The organism is Paenibacillus sp. LjRoot153 (genome assembly GCF_964253085.1).
Taxonomy (GTDB): Bacteria; Bacillota; Bacilli; order Paenibacillales; family NBRC-103111; genus Paenibacillus_E.
Map to the genome: position 1 here is coordinate 4,477,227 of NZ_CAXUQH020000001.1, position 19,389 is coordinate 4,496,615.

Here is a 19,389-nt window from a genome sequence, read left to right on the forward strand (position 1 = left end):
GCTTCACCTACCAACTGCGAAATTTACCGGGAGGTTTATAAAGTCCATCTGACCATTCCACAAGTTCTTCAACACTTTTGGCCGCAAGCAAGGAGCGCTTGGCGTCTGTCCGGCGAATTCCCAAATCTTCCGGAAAGGCGATCAAACCATCTTTCCTTAATTGTTCGTTAAGGGAAAGGTTATGATTACGGCCTAGAGGTGTAACCCCAGCGATAGCAGCCAAAGCTAGCTTGCGTTCTTCCAGATTTTGAGCTTTGTATAAATAGGCGATCCCTTCCTCCGTAATCACGTGAGTCACGTCATCGCCATAAATCATAACCGGAGCTATCGGCAAATTGGCATCCTGCCCAACTGCGACGGCATCCAAGGACTCGACAAATGTCGGCTGGTCTCCTTTTTGAAATGTTTCAACCATTTGGACAACCAGTTTTTTCCCACGGACGATCGTCCCCTCATTAGAAACCATATCCAGCCAGGCTGGGGACGAATGCCTGCGCCCATGAGGATCGCTGCCCATATTTGGTGCTCCGCCGAATCCCGCTAGTCTGCCTGATGTAACTGTCGACGAGTTGCCTTCCTCATCCATCTGGAGCGTTGACCCGATAAACAGATCGACACCGTACATCCCAGCCATTTGACAATAAGCGCGATTCGAACGGAGACTTCCGTCTTTCCCTGTGAAGAAGATATCCGGTCTTGCCGCAATGTACGCTTCCATCCCCACCTCTCCACCAAAACAGTGAATACTCTCCACCCAACCGCTCTCAATAGCTGGGATAAGTGTAGGATGCGGATTCAGAGCCCAATGCTTGCAAATTTTTCCGCGAAGGCCAAGGCTTGCACCATAAGTAGGCAGCAATAACTCGATAGCTGCGGTATTAAATCCGATCCCATGATTTAACGACATCACTTGATGCCGCTCATAAACGCCTCGTATGGCCATCATAGCCATAAGGATCTGCATCTCCGTAATTTGTCGCGGATCTCGCGTAAACAAAGCTTCTAGCTGATAAGGCTTATCCGCTACAACGATGACATCTACCCAAGACGCCGGAATGTCCACTCGGGGTAACTCATCTACGATTTCATTCACCTGTACGATGACGATCCCATTGGAAAAAGCTGTCGCTTCAACAAGTGTCGGTGTCTCTTCCGTATTCGGTCCGGTATATAGATTACCAGCAAGATCCGCTTTATCTGCAGCAACCAAGGCGATGTTAGGAATTAAATCAATAAACATCCGGGCGTACAATTCGAGATAGGTATGTATGGCACCCACTTCAATCAAGCCGTCTTCGATCATTTGTGCAATTCGTAAGCTTTGGGGTCCTGCATAGGCAAAATCCAATTTACGCGCAATCCCTTTTTCGAAAATGTCAAGATGTTCAGGTCGAGAGATGCTGCTGATAAGCATATGCAGGTTGTTGACTTTATGGGTATCCAGTTTAGAGAGTGCTCCAGAAAGGAATGTGGCTTGCTTTTGGTTGTTACCTTCTAGGGTTACCTTATCACCCGAAGATATCAATGCTTCCATGGCATCCACGATATGATCCGTCGGAAGAATGGGACCTCGTAACCAAGATTTCACCAAGCTCATACGGCGATTTTTTTCATCTCGCCTCTTCGTCCATTTGCGCGCTTCTTGTAATTGTTCCACCACATTCATAACCTCCATAGCGTATTACAGGACGAAAACCTGCGAAGGAACGTCTTTTATAGGCTGACTAGAAATAATCTGGCACTCCTCATCAAAAACCATTGACTTACGCTCCATAAGATCAAACTTACGCCAATGCACATCGTCCACTTCCGGACTAGCGAAGTTCATGAATGAAACCCATGCTTGATGCATGCGATCAACTAACCCTTCGCTATCTTGCGGTCTCGTTGGAAGTTTCCAGATCAATGGCATTTCCGCCCCATGGACCGCACCCATCGGTCCCTTGTTCCAATCAAATCGGTACAGCCAAACAGGAACATCGTTCACTGCAAGAGCCTCTGCAAGTTGAACAACTGCGTATCCATATAGGTAGTTGGTTAATGTTTCAATTGCAGCTTGTTCCCTCGTCGCTCGAGTACAGGAAACTTCATATGCTTGTAGAACCTCCTCACTATTTTTCCCGAATAAAGCTTGAATTTTAGGTTTCTCAAAAATGCTTAAACCTTCCAATTGAACCTGAACTAGAGCCTCTTCCCTATTGGAACCGATTAAAATAGGTACTAAATTCGCTTCACCCATTTGAATCGATTCTAACGGAGGTCGTACAATCGTTTTGCCGTCAATCACAGGTCCAAACTTATGAAGTCCAGTCATTCCTCCATAGAAAATCGATTGTGCCTCTAACAGCTCGGAAACCGGCAGCTCCAAGAGAATGTCCCCTTGTTCTTTGGAGATATTCAAAGCTTTAAGAAATTGACCGGTAATTTCAGATGCCGTATTAAAATCTCGTATCGATTGAACGCCTCCGCTCTGAATAATGGCCCTTTGGAATAATCCCTTTGCATCTGGAACGCAGAGTAGTGAGGAAGCCAATTTCGCTCCAGCTGAGTGCCCCATAACAGTAACTCGAGTAGGATCTCCCCCAAAGCTCGAAATATGTTTTTGAACCCAGCGTAAAGCTGCGACGATGTCCAACAATCCGCAATTACCAGAACCTCTGTATGCCTCGCCCAACACATCACCTAATTCCAAAAAACCTAAGGCACCCATTCTATAATTGATGGTTACACTAACGATTCCATTCTCAGCGAATACCGAGCTGTCATGTTGTGATCCTGCCCCCATAACAAAGGCTCCGCCATGGATCCAAACGACAACAGGACGCTTTCGATCATCGCAGGCAGGCGTCCATATGTTCAAATACAAGCAATCTTCTGACTGTTCTTCCATGATTGGGAATACAGGCAGTATAACTTGTGGAGCTATTTTGCCAAACTTCGACGCATCCAAAATACCTTCCCATGGTTTTTACTGGTTCCGGAGCCTTAAATCTTAGTTCCTTGACAGGCGGGCAAGCATATGGAATGCCTTTGAATATATGTAATCCATTCTCTTGAATACCTTCAAGTTGTCCATCGCTAATTGAAACTACCAATTGGATCCGTCCCTTCTTCAACGTAGACTTATAATTCATTCTATTTCATTCTATTACCGAATCATATATAGTGTAAAATGTATAAATTTATATATCTTATATAACTAAATGAATATATACAGGAGGACTATGGAGTTATCTCAGCTAAAATATTTTAGACATACAGCGCGAACAGAGAATATCACCAGATCAGCTGCTGAACTGCATATTTCACAACCGGCTCTAAGTAAAATGATCGTTACCTTGGAAAAAGACCTAGGTGTAAAGCTGTTTAACCGGGAAGGAAAACACATCAAGTTAAACGACCATGGGACTGTTTTTTTGAAATACGTGGAAATTGCTCTGGGAGCTTTGGAGGATGGACGGAAAGAACTGGCGGATGTCAGTGGACGAATGGATGGGACACTGAACATAAGTTTTGACGTAGCCTCCCAATTGATGCCTGATTTGTTGAAAGAGTTTCGTGACCGCCATCCAGAGGTTACTTTTCATCTCTTGCAGCATGCCAGAAATCCTACTCAGATGAAATTCGATTTTTGTATCACTTCATCCCTAGTTGGACCAAGCGGAACTGAAAAAAAAGCGCTGCTCAAGGAAGAAATTTTTCTCGCTGTACCTAAGACACATCCTCTTGCTTCCCAAAAAAGTGTCCACCTCTCCAGTTTTGCGGAAGATGGATTTATCACTTTGAAACAAGGAAGCAGTTTGCGTGAGACAACGGATGCCTTGTGTGCACTAGCCGGATTCAAGCCACGAATTATATTTGAAAGCGACGATCCTGCAACGGTGCGCGGATTGATTCGGGCAGGTCAAGGAATAGCGTTCGTTCCTGCCATCACTTGGAAAGGCGCTACTGACACCTCCGTTGTTTTGCTTCATGTTAAACATCCTGAATGTACGCGTATAATCGAGCTGCACTGGATGAAGGATAGCTATCTTTCCATTGCAGCCCAAGCATTTCATCAATTCACGATAGATTATTTCTCAAGATTACCTCATTCTCCCTAAAAGTTGTGGATCAAGAATAAAAATGGATGCCGCTTTACCGAATATTTTATTGAGCCATTCAACAGCAAATAGGACAGACGAGTTTTTTCGTCTGTCCTTTACTTATTATATGCTTGGCCTCTTACACTAGGAGTGATTCTTCGGATCCCTTGAACTGTTCTGAAGGGAATGAGATCTAGTTCTTGTCAAAATTGAGTAATTGTACGCTTTAAGGCAGAAGTGTACCTATCCACGCTCAGAATTTATCTTATATAATCGGTCGTGTGCAAGTGCGGTAACGCTTACATAAAGAAATCAGTTCAACTACAAAGGAGACAAGTGAAGATGAAAAGCAGATTGCAACGCCGAAGAAAGCTCTGGCTGGGATTGTTGCTCGCCATCGTTGTCATCGCTCAGATTGGCTACGTCCCGTCTGGCGAAGGCTCGGTCAAAGCAGCCGACAATGGCTTAGCACAGAAGCCGTATATGGGCTGGAGCAGTTACAGTATGCAGGTCTACGACGGTCCATCCGGTAATTGGATTTCCGAAGCAAAGATCAAGAAGATGTCTGACGCCATGCACGAAAAACTACAGGCCCATGGATACAACTATATTAATATCGATGCGGGCTGGAACGGCAGCATGGATGAGTACGGCAGACCGGTGCCAAGCACGACGCTTTATCCGGGAGGGTTCCAGAATCTCGTCGATTACATCCATGGAAACGGGCAGAAAGTCGGCCTGTATCTCATCCCCGGTGTCTCGCCTGAAGCGGTAACCCAGAACTTGCCTATTTATAACGCACCTGGTTGTACGATCGGAAACATTGTTGTAAAGCCTTACAAGTTCGCTGATTACTGGAACATCGGCTACAAAATTGATTTCAGCAATCCGTGCGCCCAAAAATATATTGATTCCATTGCGGATGATATCGCCTCATGGGGTGTGGATTTTGTTAAATTCGATAGTGTAACGCCTGGTTCCGGACACAACGATGTCAGTATCGATGCACGCGATGACGTCAAAGCCTGGTCAACGGCGCTTAGTCGACACAACATTTGGTTTGAGCTGTCCTGGGCGCTTGACCACAACTACGTGGATTATTGGAAAAAATACGCTAACGGCTGGCGGGTCGATTGGGATGTGGAATCCTACGACCGTGAGGTTGGCATGACGCAATGGGCTAATATTGCGCGTTTGTTCCCCGACGCTGCGCTTTGGTGGCGTGATGCCGGACCGGGAGGCTGGAATGACTTCGATTCCCTGAATGTCGGCAACGGTTCTACCTCCGGTTTGACCAAAGACGAAAGACAAACGGCGACCACGTTGTGGGCGGCTTCATCCGCTCAGTTCTATACAGGTGATGACCTGTCCAACCTCGACGCCTATGGTCTTGAATTACTTACGAACGACGAAGTCATCGCTATCAATCAAGCCGGACGACCCGTACACCCGGTATCAACGTCGACCAACCAACAAGTGTGGTATGCCAATAACGGTGATGGCACTTATACGGTAGCTCTTTTCAATCTTGGAAACAAAGCAGCGCCTATTACTGTTAACTGGAGCGAAATCGGTCTGAGTGGCTCTGCCTCCGTACGCGACTTATGGAGCCATACCGAACTTGGCGTTTATGCTTCTGGTTACGGTCCGGTTTCCTTGGAGCCGCACGCCTCGCGGTTATTCAAAGTTACGGCGCTGGGAGGTAAATCCATTGTCAATGACGACGACACTGGCTTGAGATACACAGGCACATGGACACGCAACGGCGGTAAAGAACTGGCTCGCGATGCACAAGACTTGTCCATTGCCGTAACAGACTCCTCTCCTGCTCCTGCTGTTCAGAGCGAAAATAATGTTACGGCGCAAGCAAATACTGGTGACGCTACGGTCTCTCATGCCGTCTATATTAACGACACGGATCCGTTGATCCAATATTTGAACAAATGGGGACATAATGGCGGAAGGCCTTTTGGTGACTATCAGGGAGACGTTCATTATGGAGAATCCGAAAATGGCACACAACCGGAGTTCAACTATTCCTTTACGGGTACCGGCATTGAAGTATTCTCTGAACAAGGCACATCCAATGGACGGATGGACGTTTACATCGATGGTCAACTGAAAGGCACTGTGGACGCAGAAGGTACGCAGCAGTCGGGGCAATTTTCAGTCTATCGTATCGCCGACCTTCCGCAGGGTGCGCACACGTTGAGAGTGGTAAGAAACGACAGCGGTCAATATTACCTCATCCTGGACGCTTTAAAGGTGACGACCGAAACGCTGTTAGGCCAACCTTCCGCGAACAGTTTTAACAAAGATCAGCCTGCAGACATCAACACGAGTCTTATCTTTGGCGATAGCTCGTTGACTAGTATCAAGAATGGTTCAGCTTCGCTGCAGCCAAATACAGACTACTCGATCAGTGGCGGCAACCTTGTAACGATTAAGAAAGAATACCTGCTCCAGCAACCATCGGGGAGCCCGGTCCAACTCGATTTTACTTTTGCCGGCGGTGACTCGCAATCACTCACAATCGCAGTTACTGGAACATCGCTCCACCCTTCAACCGCTGTCTTTGACAAAAAAACATCCGCACAAGCGGACGTCTCTGCCACGCTAACACTTGGCGGCAACAACAGTCTAGCAGGCATCATGAACGGCACAGCTACCTTGACGCCCGGACAGGACTACACAATTACAAATGGCGTAGTGAAAATTTTGAAGTCTTATTTGATCCAACAGCCTGTTGGGCTAACAAATTTGACTTTCATGTTCAGCTCGGGTATTCCGCAAACGCTGGCTATAACCGTTAGCAACTCGGCATCCCCTGGAAGGTTTACCTACATCAACGACGATAACCCGGATATTCATTTCACTGGGGCTTGGAATCGCAGTACAAATCGTCCTTTTAACGATTACGGCAAGGATGTTCATTATGTAGAGCAAAATAACGACTTTTTCACCTATTCGTTTAATGGCACTGGCATTACCTATATAACTGAAGTCGATCAGGGTCAAGGCGATGTGGATATCTATATTGATGGTCAATTACACGGAACTGCTCATACTTACGGTGCAAATTCGCATAACGTGGCCGGGCAGGAAGTCTATACCGTTATGAACTTGACGTCTGGCATTCATACGCTGAAAGCTGTCAAAAAGTCTGGACAGTTCATGCTGCTTGATGCACTTAAAGTACAGCAATCCGACCTAATTGACATCTCTGCCGCCGACTTCAACAAACAAGCAGCTGCAGATGTGAGCGTTAACATCATCGGAAACGCTCAGAATTTGCGCAGCATTTCTAACGGCACCACCGCACTCGTCAATCCAACCGATTACGAAATTAGCGGCAATCAAGTTACGATTAAAAAAGAGTATCTCTCTCTTCAACCTGCTGGTAACTTGAAGCTTTCTTTTGCTTTTCAAGGTGATTATGCGGATGATGTTCATGCAACGTCTGTGAACGGAGACTCCTTCCTCTATACATTCACAGGAAGCGGAATTGAGATTCTTTCACCAACAGGGCCGGAATTGGGTGACATTGACATCTATATCGACGATCAGTTGAAGGATACCATTAATGCCCATTCAACCACTCGGAGTGCTGGCAACAATCTTTACCACATCTCGTCTCTTTCCAAAGGCTCTCACACCCTGAAAGCGGTCAAAAAATCAGGCAGCTATATGCTTGTAGATGCCTTTAAATTCGATATTGCCACGGTTAGTAGCACACCTTCCGCACCGCAAACTGGCGGCGGTTTTGGAGGTGGCAGTACTGACACCAGCGCAGTTAACATTGTGCGTACGACGCAAGCTGATGGTTCAAGCAAAGAAGAAGTCAAGCTTTCAGGTGACAATACCAAAATGTTAATACAGAAGTCGCAGACTTCTGGCGCCAAATCTGCTGTCATTTCCCTGCCCGATAACAAAGATGACGTGGCACTAACCAATATTGTAGTGAGTAAAGATTCGCTCAGTTTGTTAAGTGACAGCGGACTGGGCCTAGACCTTGATACGGCTAATGTCAAAATCCAAATTCCGAATGACTCGCTGAAGAACTTGAAAGAAGACATTTATTTCAACCTTGTTCCTGTAAAAGATTCGGATGCATTCAAAAATTTGGAACAGCGCGCCAATGCGGCGACAATCGTGCTGAGCGTTACCATGGGCGAAAAAGCCGCTCTGGTTGGTCGTCCGGTAGACATAGTTACTAACCTACATAATCATGAGGTTACCCTCATCCTCCCGCTTCCAGGAGATTTGAGCGATACCGATATTCAGCAAATCGGTGTGTACATCGAACACAGCGACGGGACTAAGGAGTTTAAAAAAGGTACCGTTACAACGTTCGAAGGCGGCTGTGGCATTCAATTTACGACAAGTAAATTCAGTACGTTCGCGCTTTTGAAGGTCGTTGGCAAGACATTGTCCTTCTCGCACGAACCGTACATCCAAGGCTACGAAAACGACTTGTTCCATCCGGACACCCACATGACTCGCGCAGAAATGGCTATGATTCTCTCGCGTATAGCGACCAAACAGGCATCAGGCAACAACAGTGAATACGTTGATGTAGTCCCAGATTATTGGGCTTACAACGCCATCGCCCAAGTTTCACGAATGGGATTAATGCAAGGTTACGCAGACGATACCTTCAAGCCAGAGCAACCGATCACCAGGGCCGAAATGGCAGCTCTTGCTGCCCGGTTCGCAGTGAGCCCTACTGGAACTGGAGTTGGCTTTACCGATACGGCCGGGCTTTGGGCCGAAGACGCTATTAAAGCTGCCCAAGGTGCAGGCTACTTGAAAGGTTACACAGATGGCACGTTCGGCCCTGGCAAAGCGCTCACACGTGCAGAAGCGGTCACCATAATTAATCGTGTACTCGGTAGAGGACCGCTTTACGGAGTGAAGCTCTCGCCTTGGACCGACGTTCCGGACGATCATTGGGCAGTTTATGACATTGAGGAAGCTTCCGTCAGCCATTCGTTTGAGCCGTTAACAACCGGTGGAGAAAAAACTGTAGAATAATCCCAACAGCTAGGCAAACATCAGAAAGAGGCAGCCGATCAACTTAATTCGGTTGCCTTTTTCTTATATCCAATAAAGTTACGCTTTGCTGTTGTAGCAAATCGGTATGGCGCTTTAGAAATTCCTCCCGCATGCCTTTTTAACGACACGTCCCAATATATCTCGCTATCTTTCATTCATCATCGAAACCTTAAGGATGAAATCTTGCGAGTTAGAGCTATCATGCCCTTCAACAAAAATAAAAAAAGGAGCTGTACTCCACCTAGCAAAGTTCTCAGTTATTTGGGGGTACTTTTCTGCGCTCCTGATCCAACTTTTCATGTAATGTCATTAGGCTTTCGGCCACGGTTTGATGAGCTGTGTCGATAATAATGTGATCTCGGTCCCAAACATCGTATTGTCGGGTCTTGACCTCATCCCACGTTGGTAAAGCAAAACCGGGAATATCGGTTAAACGCGTAGCGATTCGATGCCTGTGTTCACGTTCATCCGAGCAGATCACTTCGATTTCCACACATGGAATTCCGAGAGACTCTGCAACATTGCGCCAGGACCGGCGAGTTTCATGAATGGGATTGACTGTGTCAGCTATCACGTCAAGGCCTAACCGGAGATTATGCGAAGCAATTTCGTAACACACGATGTAACCTGCAGGTCCGTTTATCCAGGTCCCGGCAACCCGCATAGCCTGCTCCACGACGTCTACCCTGAGATACGTGGCCCGTAGCTCTCCGGCCAAAGCTGCTGATAACGTGGACTTCCCGGTGCCTGGCAACCCACTAAAGATATAGAGCATAAAAAATCGCCTCCTCAAAACGCATAGCTGCTCGTTGTTTAGTTTATTCAGCTATCGTTCTCCGTTACCGTTAGTTTAGTCTTCGAATTTCTTTCTCATAGAACCTGTGACCGGGGTAAGGCCGGGTTGCGGTCGCACACAGTTACGTGCGCCCCGGCCGAGCACAGCATTCGGATCAGTGGTGAGTTGCTGACGCCAGCGCCGATGATGGTCACGGCCCGACCGGCCAGTGATTGGATATAGGTGTCAAAAGCAGGATTCATAAGTACCTCCGCTTAGAATATGTCATTTAATCAAATATACCACATTTTGGAACTAACCTGCCCGTTAGCGTAACGCGGCTGTCGTTCCATGCCGGCGTTTTATTTAGCCCCCCTGCCCGTTCGCTTAATGAAATAAGGAAAAGCAACAGATCGCGAGAAAATCCGCACGATAGTTTAATACAACGTCCTGCAATGTAAAATAAGCGATGGATTGGTTCCATCGCTCTACTCTCGTCTTACAACCGATTATGTTTCCCGTCTATCAACCTTAACGAACCTCTTTCCCCATTCGCAGAGCGGGTCGAGCACTGTTTTCAATGACCATCCACTTTCAGTAAGTTCATAAACAACTTTGACTGGCACTTCCGGGAAGACGGTGCGGAGAATGAGTCCATCCGCTTCGAGTTCCTTCAGTTGCTGGGTGAGCATTTTCTGTGTAATGGGTGTAAGCTCCCGCTTCATCTCCCCGTTACGCATTGCTCCCTGTTCCGCGAGTATACAAAGGATGGCTGTCTTCCATTTGCCGCCGATTCGATCCAGTGTCGCTTCCGAAGGGTTAGAATAGTTCTCTTTCATGACGCTAGAATGTGCCTTGTTGGCCTTGAATGTTATGCTAACCTCCCCCTTCAAAGTACCCATTCGGTAACTATATTACTGAAAAGTGCGTAATTTTCTAATTTGATTATATCGTGTCACTCAGTGTTGTCAGCATCACATACGAACCAGATCTAGGAGGAAGAGAATCATGAACAAGAAAAACAAGTGGGGCGTAGGCATCGTTGGAGTGGGAGGATGGGGCGGTACAGCTCATGTCCCCGCACTAGAGGCGTTGGAGAACTACGAAGTAAAGGCGCTTACTGGCACGCGCCTGGACACCGCGCAGGCGGCGGCCGAGCGACACGGCATCGAGAGGTTCTATACCGATGTGCTAGAGATGGCAAAACAGCCTGACGTTGATATGGTGACCATCACTGTAAAAGTGCCGGAGCACGATCGTCTGATCCGTATGGCACTGGAAGCCGGCAAGAATGTGTACAGTGAATGGCCGCTCTCTCGGACCACCTCCGAGTCGAAGGCACTGCTTGTACTTGCGGAGAAACAAGGAGTAAATCATGTCGTCGGACTTCAAGCTCGGGGTAACCCGACCGTCCGTTACATCCGCGATTTAGTCACTAGGGGAACTGTCGGCCGGATCCTAGCAGTGAATGCGGTAATAACGATGCCGAGGTTCCCAACTACGAATGGGAATGTAGACTTGGCACATGTCTATCTTCTAGATGAATCCAATGGAGCCGATCAATTGACTATCGGGGCCGCGCACATTCTTGATGCAATCGAGTATATGGTGGCGCCGTTTGCTGAAGTGTCCGCAACATTGGCCACGCAATACCCTGAGGTGAACATCCTTGAAACCGGGGAGGTAGTACGGGCGACTGCTCCGGATCATGTGACGATCACCGGCAAACTGGCCCAGGGCTCTATCGTTTCTGCCCAGTTCATAAACGCTGGAACACCCGGTTTTACACTAAGAATTTTAGGAACTGAAGGCGAATTTATCGTTACACCGCGCGATGGCCTAATGTTCCAAATGGACCGGTTGAACCTCTGTTTTGCCCCAACGTCTGGAGAAGTTGAGACGCTGGAAACGCCAGACGATTACTCTCCCTTCCTTACGAGAGATACTGCCCCAGGACCGGGATACAATGTAGCCCATTTATATGCTTTGTTCTCGGAGCGGATCAATGGAGTTGAGGTTGAACTCCCCGACTTCGCCGATGCGGTGCGAATGCACCGTTTGATGGATGCCATACGTACAGCCTCAGTAACTGGCATTCGCCAACCATTGGAGTAGAGAGATTCAGGTCCAGCGTAAGCCTACTGAATGTACTGATTGGCAGAACTTTGCAAACGTAGGTTCTCACTAACCTGCCCGTTTGCGGGGAGTAGGGCTGCCACTCGGCAACCCTTCCTTCACTGTTTAACTCCCTCGGTTCCTCGTTAGATTAACGATTCTTGCCTTATTTTTCTTCTTATCTACAAGTTCATTTCTCAACCAAATCACACATTCTTCTGAGGGACTATTGTTCTCCCACCTAGTTAACCGCCATGCGTGGCGCACCAAAAATAGACCCACAGCAAAAAGCTGGGGGTCTTCTTATTATCCACATAGTCATATATTGTTATGTTTTAGTATTAAGTGCTTTGCGATCACTAGCTTTTGGCGGTTCTTCTAGCCAACCATTTTTTATCATGAGATTCGCACCGTCTTCAGCAAATTTTGCAAGTTCACCGGTAAATAGAATATATTGTGCGCTAAGATCTCTTCTTGCATTAACACTAAAAGCGGTACCATAAAAAGCAATTGTTAATTGTGTAGATAGTTGAACCTGGTACATAAGATATTTATCGGAAAAAGGTGTTAACGTTGAATTAGTGACTAATGATTGCCAAGATATAGGTGAATTAAGGTTTTCTTCACGAAATATTGAGTCGAATGTTTCAATCTGTTTATTGGCAATTTTATGTCCTTTCATAATGAATTGGCGAACTTCTTCCGATTTGGCAACTTGAATAAATCCAACCTTTAACGCTGCGTGTAAATTCATTTTAATCATATTGAAGGTTATATCCCCAATTTCCAAAACTGTTAAAGGTCGGCGTTCCCCTAGCCATCCTGTTAAAAAGCTTTGATGTTTAATAAAATCTACACTAACAGGCGGATCAATTACTGGCGGACGTGTGTAGAGTCCTTTCTTAAGCATGGCATCAATAGTTTTATCGAAAAGCATCATAGTTTCCTTATTGCATGCTATGTAATATTTCCGAATATCTGATCGAATAGATGTACTTACAGACAGTGAATAACCAGTCATTCCTTGTAAAGTCATAACATAAAGATAATAAATGTAAAAAGGATCTTGAAACAGACGCGGAGCTTTTTTATTAACGTCTTGTTCTGTAAAACCCTGTGGAATTGGGTAATTTTCTTGTGTCAAAAAATCTTTAATATGCTGCACATGATTTATTGATAATTCCAAGGCTGTTTCATAGAGCTCACGGATGTCTTTATCATCAATGTGTTCAAGTGCATATTGGGAAAATAGAATTGACATGGTATCAAACATATATTGAGTCCAAAGACTAGCAATCTCTGGTGCTGTTAATCTAATATTGTTGGTTTCCAAGATTTTCTCTCCTTAAGCATTTTGTCAAGATTTGTCTTATCATTCCACCTTATATAATTATTTATGTAGGTTATCATTTTATTGTTTATCACTGCCCGTGGGACCGTGATCCCGTCAGCTAAACTGTTTACCCCCTTCTTCTAAAAACATGTTTGAGGCTGGTTGATACTATGATCTCGAATAGCAAACGAAGCTTTGACACTGCAAGAAGGATTAGGGGCTGCCGGCAAATTCAGTATTAGGAGGGATCGAAGAATAAATCCAGTAATTGGACTGGATTTAGCAAAAACCGGTTGCCGTCTGCAAAGATTTACTCCTTCTTCGCTCTTGGCGTGCTTTCAAAGCTGATCGACTTGTGCGCGCCATCGCAGAACGGCTTGTTGCCCGATCCTCCGCACCGGCACAACGAGAACGATTCTTTGTGCTCAAACGGGTTGCCTTCTGCGTCCACCAACTCGACTGTCCCATTCACCCGAAGCGATCCGTTGTCGTTCACTTTAATTGTTACTTTGATTTCGTCTGCCATTATTTTTACCTCCAATGTTCGATAAGTTAATATATATGTATATCCAGCGATCACCAGAAAAAGACGATCCAATCTTCACTTTTGGCAAATCGAAATAACTATCATGCCGATTCCTTAATAAAGAAAGCAGGCGCCGCTGCGCCTGCTTTCTTTGTCTCACTTAATGAAGCTATCGTTTCTCGTTAACTTAATCTACCTTTAAAAATGCAAAGAGAAAGTTGACTGACTTCTTTTCGTCTGATTATACCTTGATTACTTTAAAGTGCTTACATCACTTTAAAGTGCGTACTTCCCAAGTATCGTTAGTTAATGCACAATACTATTGTACAAAGAATAGTACAGAAGGAGCTGAAACACTATGAATATTGAATCTACATCAACACGCAAAGTCGCCTTGGTCGTAGGCGCAAACGGTGTTATCGGTCGCAACCTCATCGATCACCTCATTACTCTCCCTGATTGGGACGTGATCGGCGTATCGCGTCGCGGCGGAGAATCTAGCAACCGTGTTCGATATGTGGCTGCGGATCTACTCAATATAGACGAGCTTCACGAGAAGCTAAGCCATTTAACTGAGGTAACACATATTTTTTATGCTGCTTACCAAGATCGTCCAACTTGGGCCGAACTTGTTCCACCCAATCTCGCCATGTTAGTGAACATCGTAGAAGTGATTGAACCAATCGCGTCGGGCTTGAAACATGTCAGTTTGATGCAGGGATACAAGGTATACGGCGCTCATCTCGGCCCGTTCAAAACTCCGGCCCGTGAGACAGATGCTAACCACATGCCTCCAGAGTTCAATATTGATCAGCAAGACTTCTTAGAACAACGGCAAAAAGGTAAGGCTTGGACTTGGTCGGCACTCCGTCCTTCTGTCGTCTGCGGCTTCTCGCTTGGAAATCCGATGAACCTCGCTATGGTCATAGCGATCTACGCCTCAATTTCCAAGGAACTTGGAATTCCTTTGCGTTTTCCAGGTAAGCCGGGAGCTTACAATAGCCTCTTGGAGATGACAGACGCTGGGCTTCTCGCAAAGGCAACAGTATGGGCGGCGACCGACGAGAGCTGTGCGAATCAGGCATTCAACATTACGAACGGCGATCTGTTCCGTTGGAATGAGTTATGGCCAAAGATCGCTCACTACTTCGGTTTAGAGACGGCGCCTCCGCTGCAGATGTCACTGGACGTTGTCATGGCGGACAAGGAGCAGCTTTGGAACAAAATGGTCGAGAAGCATGGGCTTGCTCGGCATTCCTATAAAGACGTATCTTCATGGCCATTCGGTGATTTCGTGTTTGCATGGGATTACGACTTTTTTGCCGACGGAACTAAGGCTCGTCGCTTTGGTTTTCACGAATTCGTCGATACCGAAGCAATGTTTATGAACATCTTCGACGACTTCCGCAAGCGTAAAGTCATCCCGTAAACTACCGTAAGAAATAAGAAAAGCCGACCTTGTATATTAGGGAGGCTTCTTAACTGTTTTTTACGGTTTTAAGCAGTGGATTAGCCAGAACGGTAGCCTTTCCCTCGTACTTTCTCTCTATATGCGAATCCCCCCACCGGCACATCAGATGTAGGATTTCCTTTAGACTCCAGCCGTAGTCTGTCAACTCATACTCTACTTTCGGTGGTACCTGATTGTAAGAAATACGTAAGATGACGCCTTCTTCTTCAAGCTCCCGGAGGTGCTGCGTTAACATCTTTTGAGTAATTGCGGGAATCAAGCTTCTAAATTCATTATTACGTTTCTTACCGAATGTTAGATGAAAGAGAATAACGGGTTTCCATTTCCCTCCAATTACCTCCAAAGTTGCCTCTACTGCAGTGTTGTAAATCTTTTCAGTCTTTTTCACTCAACTTGCCCCCTTTTCGAATATTTCGACACAGGTCATTGGTAAATCCTGATGAATTAGAGCCATTTAACAGCCGTATTAAACATTATAACTACAACCAAAATATAACGCTATCCGCCCTCTAGCTTCTATAATGTATTAATCCAAAGTCTCTTTCAAGTGAGAAAATCCTTATTCTCTGAGGGAGCTGAAATAAGGGCTGCCATACGGCAGCCCTTATTGATATTGAACTATTGTTTCTAGTTAGCCGTCTATGCCCCTTACGGGGCACCACGGACAATAGTTGATTTTATTAAAGTTCAAATGATATCTTCGAATTTCTCTTCATTTAGCCTCAATAAATACAGGGTTGCTAATCGCTCTGAATTCCCTGCCTTTTTCTACAGTTACCACTATCCATTTCACTTTATCCACTGCAATGTCCGGAAACTGCATACTATAATCATAGACAATCTCCGCGCCTTGAGCCTCGCTCTCTGTGTCCACAAGTCGATTCGTAAGCGGAATGTACGTTCTTTTATCGCCATTCGTGTACAAGCAAAGTCTGTCCAGTGGAACGTTGGACAAAATCGTAAAATCGGCGCTAACAGACGTCTTGTCCGTCACGAGCGTTTCCCCAGGGCCTTTGCCCTCCAAAGATACCCGAAGCAACGGACCGCTTGTTAAAAAGCAATGTCCTTTGCGCAGTGCGTCCAAAACCGATTCTACTGTCAACGCCTGCTCTGTATGGATATACGTTTGAACGCAACCGCTTCCTAAGCGATTTTCTGCCCACTCCTCCATAATAGGCGTTGTTTCTTGGAGCACTTCTATGAGATAGCGAAGGACATCCTGTCGCTCAATTGGTAGAGTGTCAACTATTTCACTACCTTGTGCGATCATCCACGGAAATTTTTCAAGCCTTCCGTGTAAGTCATCTGCCCATATATTGTGGGTATCACTTCCACTAGTAGCTGCAACAAATCGCCCTTCTTCAAGTAACGACAACCAGAACATAAAGGCGTCATAGTTAGGCGTTCCTGGAATCATCGGGTTGGATCCATTCCATACTTCAATCGTATCAAATATTTCTATCATATCTGCAAACTTCGGATCTAATGAAATCGCTGGATTCCTGTCACATGGATGGTTGATTTGCGGAAGACCCCCGCTAGCTCTGATCTCTTCCGAAGTCCGAATATGTTCTTGGCGCAAATATTGTTCAGTGCGGTCTTCCTGTTTCGGTATTTTATAAATAACGTCTGTATGTACACCTAACGACAGTACATGTCCATTGGTCGTAGATATCTCTTTAGACACAATTGGTAAAAACGTGTCGGTAGCCGTAGCGAGCCAATCTTGATGATTTTTAATATTGTGATGATCGCTTAACGCTCCATAATCAAGCCCTGCGGCTGACATTGAAAATGCTACTTGTTGCGGCGACTCAATGACGTCATCCGTACCGCCGTGAAGAGGACTTGAGTAGACGCTATGATGATGCAAATCTCCAGCATACCAGCCTGCTTCTTTCCAATCCGCCATTTGTGGCAGGCAAATTTGGCAAGCAAACTCCTCATTAGCGTTAACGATTATTTCTTGCTTCACAATCTTGTAAGCAGGGCCTTTAGAAACTTCTAGCAAAAAACGACCGTTATTTTCATTATTTAATGGAAGGGGCAAAGTAACGGTCCCACCCGGCAACGTATATTCAAGGATAAAATCAATTCTATTGTTTGCCTGATAGATGGTTTCCATCGTTTCGTCAGCGAACATCGGAAACAGTTTTACTTGTGCGATCATTCCGTTACCCTTGATATCCGTTACGGTCAACTTGAGCGTCCCTTGGATTTGGGAAGTAGTCTCAGGTTGAAAAATGAATCCTCTATTGGTTAGTTCCCCTTCCAAAAACTGCAGAGCTTCTGCCAGAACTGGCGGCGAATAACGTGGCAAGCCATTTTCGTTTGACATAATGCTACTAGCTGCTTGTAAATACTTTTTCATGGCCATATGATGTTGTCCTCCTGCAATATATAATCAGATCTCTCCTTTGTCTAAAATTATAGACATTTTTTAAAAGATACCTCTATAAAAATATTAGTTTTTTTTATGATTTTATTTGACCTTTTCAAAATAACACCACACTCTCGCTATTTTATCAGGTATAAGTCCACGCTAAACTGTCCGTTACTTCAGCAAAATAGGGACCGTCAAACTGCATTGCAGCCTGCGATCCCTATTTACTGGTTCCTGATTTTGTTCATATACTTTATTTTCTCTGAACAACTTTAGCATATTTAAAACGGGTGCTCCCGCTTAAATGGCAGAAACACCCGTTAGACATTCATCTGTAATCTAGATTAGCCCAATAACTTCCGCAATGCTTCTTTCAACGTGGACTCTACAGCGCGATCGAAGCTTGCAGCCATCGCAAAATAGAACGTTGATTCGTGACTCTCATATCCACCTTCATCCAGCTGCTGAGCGGTTGGAATGTAGCCGAACATGCCATTCGTGTACCCCATTGCCAGCATGTTCCCTTCTGATATCTGCTTGATAAATAGCCCATACTCGACAACGACTTCGGCATTCATGCCGATGAAGGAGAGATTATCTGCAAGCTTCAACACCGTTAACTCAAGTGGAATACGAGGCGATAAGCTGTCCAATCGCGATAGCATGAGGCTGCTCCATTCACCAATAACACCCGGCAACAAGGCTGATTTCATAAGCCGCTCGCGCTCAGGAAGTTTAGCTAACGGCAGTTCAATCACAGACTTGCTCCATTGCAGCAGACAAGGTGCTACATGCCAGTGAGGTTTCTCTTGCGTTTCCATCACATAATTAGCAAACTCTTTCCCGATCTTCAGGACTACCTCATTATTTCCACGTATGACCTGATTGTCATCACCGGGGTTAATATCACCGCAAGTTCCCTGTAAGAAGGCAGCTATTACTCCTCCACCAACTGATTGCTCAACTATCTCCATGGCAACGCCTGGGTATTCAGATGACACGAAATTATCTCGCGTTATAACAGGATGACAAGCATAATGAACAAGTAGACCCTTTGTGCACCCATCCTCTGTGACAAAACGAACAACTCGCAGATCATGATCCACAGGTCCTGTTTCTGGTGGCGATTTCGCAACTCCGCGTCGATTGATGCCAAGAGGAGATACTCCAGTGACTTTCTCCATTCGAACAGGTTCTACTTGAAACATGGCTGCTTCAATGCCTTCTATAAGACGTGACTCAAGTGCATTTACATAGCTTTCATCCATGACACCTAAGTACGAAGTGAACAATCCACTCGTTTGGGGACCAGAATGCGTATGGGTTCCGTGAAGAAGAATAGCATCTTCCGCTATGCCGCAACGAGCATGAATCTGTTGCTTAAGTCCCGGAACTCGATCACTGCCCCACCAAAGCAAATCTGCAGAGATGAGTACTGCTTTAGATTCGTTTGAACCGTCATTGGTCACAAAGACAAAAATACGAGCAAACAAGGGATGCGAGACACCCTCGAACGCGCCAAGTTCGCTGCGAACAGCAAAGCCGGCGAGCGGCACTGGAGTAACAGGTGTAATATCAATTTTACTAACCCCTAATCGCATGATCGTCTTCGGTACTTTACTCGCCATACCAACCTATCCTTTCCC

The 19,389-nt window shown here is 45.8% G+C and carries 14 protein-coding genes; 4 read left to right on the forward strand and 10 right to left on the reverse strand.

The genetic code is table 11. From position 1 onward, the window contains the following. Positions 1-7 precede the first annotated feature (7 nt). Genes mdcA through ACSQ8P_RS19175 form a run of 3 tightly spaced genes read right to left on the reverse strand, consistent with a single transcriptional unit; the run spans position 8 to position 3,134 of the window. Positions 8-1,660, reverse strand: a complete 1,653-nt coding sequence (gene mdcA / locus ACSQ8P_RS19165; RefSeq protein WP_436236632.1) for a malonate decarboxylase subunit alpha — start codon at positions 1,658-1,660, stop codon at positions 8-10. 21 nt (positions 1,661-1,681) lie between these two features. Next, the gene (locus tag ACSQ8P_RS19170; protein ID WP_436236633.1) at positions 1,682-2,950 is read right to left on the reverse strand and encodes a carboxylesterase/lipase family protein; all 1,269 of its coding nucleotides are present in this window, start codon (positions 2,948-2,950) and stop codon (positions 1,682-1,684) included. Next, complete coding sequence (locus ACSQ8P_RS19175) at positions 2,832-3,134, reverse strand: carboxylesterase family protein (RefSeq protein ID WP_436236634.1); 303 nt, start codon at positions 3,132-3,134, stop codon at positions 2,832-2,834. Before ACSQ8P_RS19175 ends, ACSQ8P_RS19170 begins: the two co-directional genes overlap by 119 nt. A 90-nt stretch (positions 3,135-3,224) precedes the next feature. On the opposite strand from ACSQ8P_RS19175, the gene ACSQ8P_RS19180 reads away from it, so the two are divergent. Next, positions 3,225-4,103, forward strand: a complete 879-nt coding sequence (locus tag ACSQ8P_RS19180) for a LysR family transcriptional regulator (RefSeq protein ID WP_436236635.1) — start codon at positions 3,225-3,227, stop codon at positions 4,101-4,103. 324 nt (positions 4,104-4,427) lie between these two features. Next, positions 4,428-9,119 (forward strand): X2-like carbohydrate binding domain-containing protein, encoded by a 4,692-nt coding sequence (locus ACSQ8P_RS19185; RefSeq protein WP_436236636.1) that lies wholly within the window; start codon positions 4,428-4,430, stop codon positions 9,117-9,119. A 274-nt stretch (positions 9,120-9,393) separates the two neighbouring features. On the opposite strand, the gene ACSQ8P_RS19190 is transcribed toward ACSQ8P_RS19185, so the two are convergent. Both ACSQ8P_RS19190 and ACSQ8P_RS19195 read right to left on the reverse strand, forming a co-directional pair. Further along, positions 9,394-9,915, reverse strand: coding sequence for an AAA family ATPase (locus ACSQ8P_RS19190; RefSeq protein WP_436236637.1), 522 nt, complete (start codon positions 9,913-9,915; stop codon positions 9,394-9,396). A 509-nt stretch (positions 9,916-10,424) separates the two neighbouring features. Then, positions 10,425-10,754: a winged helix-turn-helix transcriptional regulator gene (locus ACSQ8P_RS19195; RefSeq protein WP_436236638.1), complete on the reverse strand. Its 330-nt coding sequence runs from the start codon at positions 10,752-10,754 to the stop codon at positions 10,425-10,427. Positions 10,755-10,923: 169 nt separating this feature from the next. Between ACSQ8P_RS19195 and ACSQ8P_RS19200 the strand changes: the two genes are divergently transcribed. Then, positions 10,924-12,030, forward strand: coding sequence for a Gfo/Idh/MocA family protein (locus ACSQ8P_RS19200; protein WP_436236639.1), 1,107 nt, complete (start codon positions 10,924-10,926; stop codon positions 12,028-12,030). A 328-nt stretch (positions 12,031-12,358) separates the two neighbouring features. On the opposite strand, the gene ACSQ8P_RS19205 is transcribed toward ACSQ8P_RS19200, so the two are convergent. Together ACSQ8P_RS19205 and ACSQ8P_RS19210 are read right to left on the reverse strand one after the other, a co-directional pair. Next, complete coding sequence (locus tag ACSQ8P_RS19205) at positions 12,359-13,363, reverse strand: DUF3231 family protein (protein WP_436236640.1); 1,005 nt, start codon at positions 13,361-13,363, stop codon at positions 12,359-12,361. 310 nt (positions 13,364-13,673) lie between these two features. Next, on the reverse strand, positions 13,674-13,889 hold the full coding sequence (locus tag ACSQ8P_RS19210) for a CDGSH iron-sulfur domain-containing protein (protein ID WP_436239558.1): 216 nt from the start codon (positions 13,887-13,889) through the stop codon (positions 13,674-13,676). Positions 13,890-14,247: 358 nt separating this feature from the next. On the opposite strand from ACSQ8P_RS19210, the gene ACSQ8P_RS19215 reads away from it, so the two are divergent. Then, a complete protein-coding gene (locus ACSQ8P_RS19215; protein ID WP_436236641.1) occupies positions 14,248-15,318 on the forward strand; it encodes an SDR family oxidoreductase in 1,071 nt (356 codons plus the stop codon). A gap of 49 nt (positions 15,319-15,367) precedes the next feature. Here ACSQ8P_RS19215 and ACSQ8P_RS19220 read toward each other — a convergent pair whose 3' ends face one another. The 3 genes from ACSQ8P_RS19220 to ACSQ8P_RS19230 all read right to left on the reverse strand — a co-directional run bounded on the left by ACSQ8P_RS19220 (position 15,368) and on the right by ACSQ8P_RS19230 (position 19,371). Further along, a complete protein-coding gene (locus ACSQ8P_RS19220; RefSeq protein ID WP_436236642.1) occupies positions 15,368-15,748 on the reverse strand; it encodes a winged helix-turn-helix transcriptional regulator in 381 nt (126 codons plus the stop codon). Positions 15,749-16,072: 324 nt separating this feature from the next. Continuing rightward, positions 16,073-17,737 (reverse strand): CehA/McbA family metallohydrolase, encoded by a 1,665-nt coding sequence (locus tag ACSQ8P_RS19225; protein ID WP_436236643.1) that lies wholly within the window; start codon positions 17,735-17,737, stop codon positions 16,073-16,075. Positions 17,738-18,087: 350 nt separating this feature from the next. Next, the gene (locus tag ACSQ8P_RS19230; RefSeq protein ID WP_436236644.1) at positions 18,088-19,371 is read right to left on the reverse strand and encodes a neutral/alkaline non-lysosomal ceramidase N-terminal domain-containing protein; all 1,284 of its coding nucleotides are present in this window, start codon (positions 19,369-19,371) and stop codon (positions 18,088-18,090) included. Positions 19,372-19,389: the final 18 nt, after the last annotated feature.

Bases quoted from the DNA above. Each gene is read 5' to 3' on its own strand.
- ACSQ8P_RS19175 (WP_436236634.1), bottom strand. From the start codon at position 3,134: ATGAATTATAAGTCTACGTTGAAGAAGGGACGGATCCAATTGGTAGTT.
- ACSQ8P_RS19215 (WP_436236641.1), top strand. From the start codon at position 14,248: ATGAATATTGAATCTACATCAACACGCAAAGTCGCCTTGGTCGTAGGC.
- ACSQ8P_RS19230 (WP_436236644.1), bottom strand. From the start codon at position 19,371: ATGGCGAGTAAAGTACCGAAGACGATCATGCGATTAGGGGTTAGTAAA.
- ACSQ8P_RS19210 (WP_436239558.1), bottom strand. From the start codon at position 13,889: ATGGCAGACGAAATCAAAGTAACAATTAAAGTGAACGACAACGGATCG.
- ACSQ8P_RS19195 (WP_436236638.1), bottom strand. From the start codon at position 10,754: ATGAAAGAGAACTATTCTAACCCTTCGGAAGCGACACTGGATCGAATC.
- ACSQ8P_RS19185 (WP_436236636.1), top strand. From the start codon at position 4,428: ATGAAAAGCAGATTGCAACGCCGAAGAAAGCTCTGGCTGGGATTGTTG.
- ACSQ8P_RS19225 (WP_436236643.1), bottom strand. From the start codon at position 17,737: ATGGCCATGAAAAAGTATTTACAAGCAGCTAGTAGCATTATGTCAAAC.
- ACSQ8P_RS19200 (WP_436236639.1), top strand. From the start codon at position 10,924: ATGAACAAGAAAAACAAGTGGGGCGTAGGCATCGTTGGAGTGGGAGGA.
- ACSQ8P_RS19180 (WP_436236635.1), top strand. From the start codon at position 3,225: ATGGAGTTATCTCAGCTAAAATATTTTAGACATACAGCGCGAACAGAG.
- ACSQ8P_RS19190 (WP_436236637.1), bottom strand. From the start codon at position 9,915: ATGCTCTATATCTTTAGTGGGTTGCCAGGCACCGGGAAGTCCACGTTA.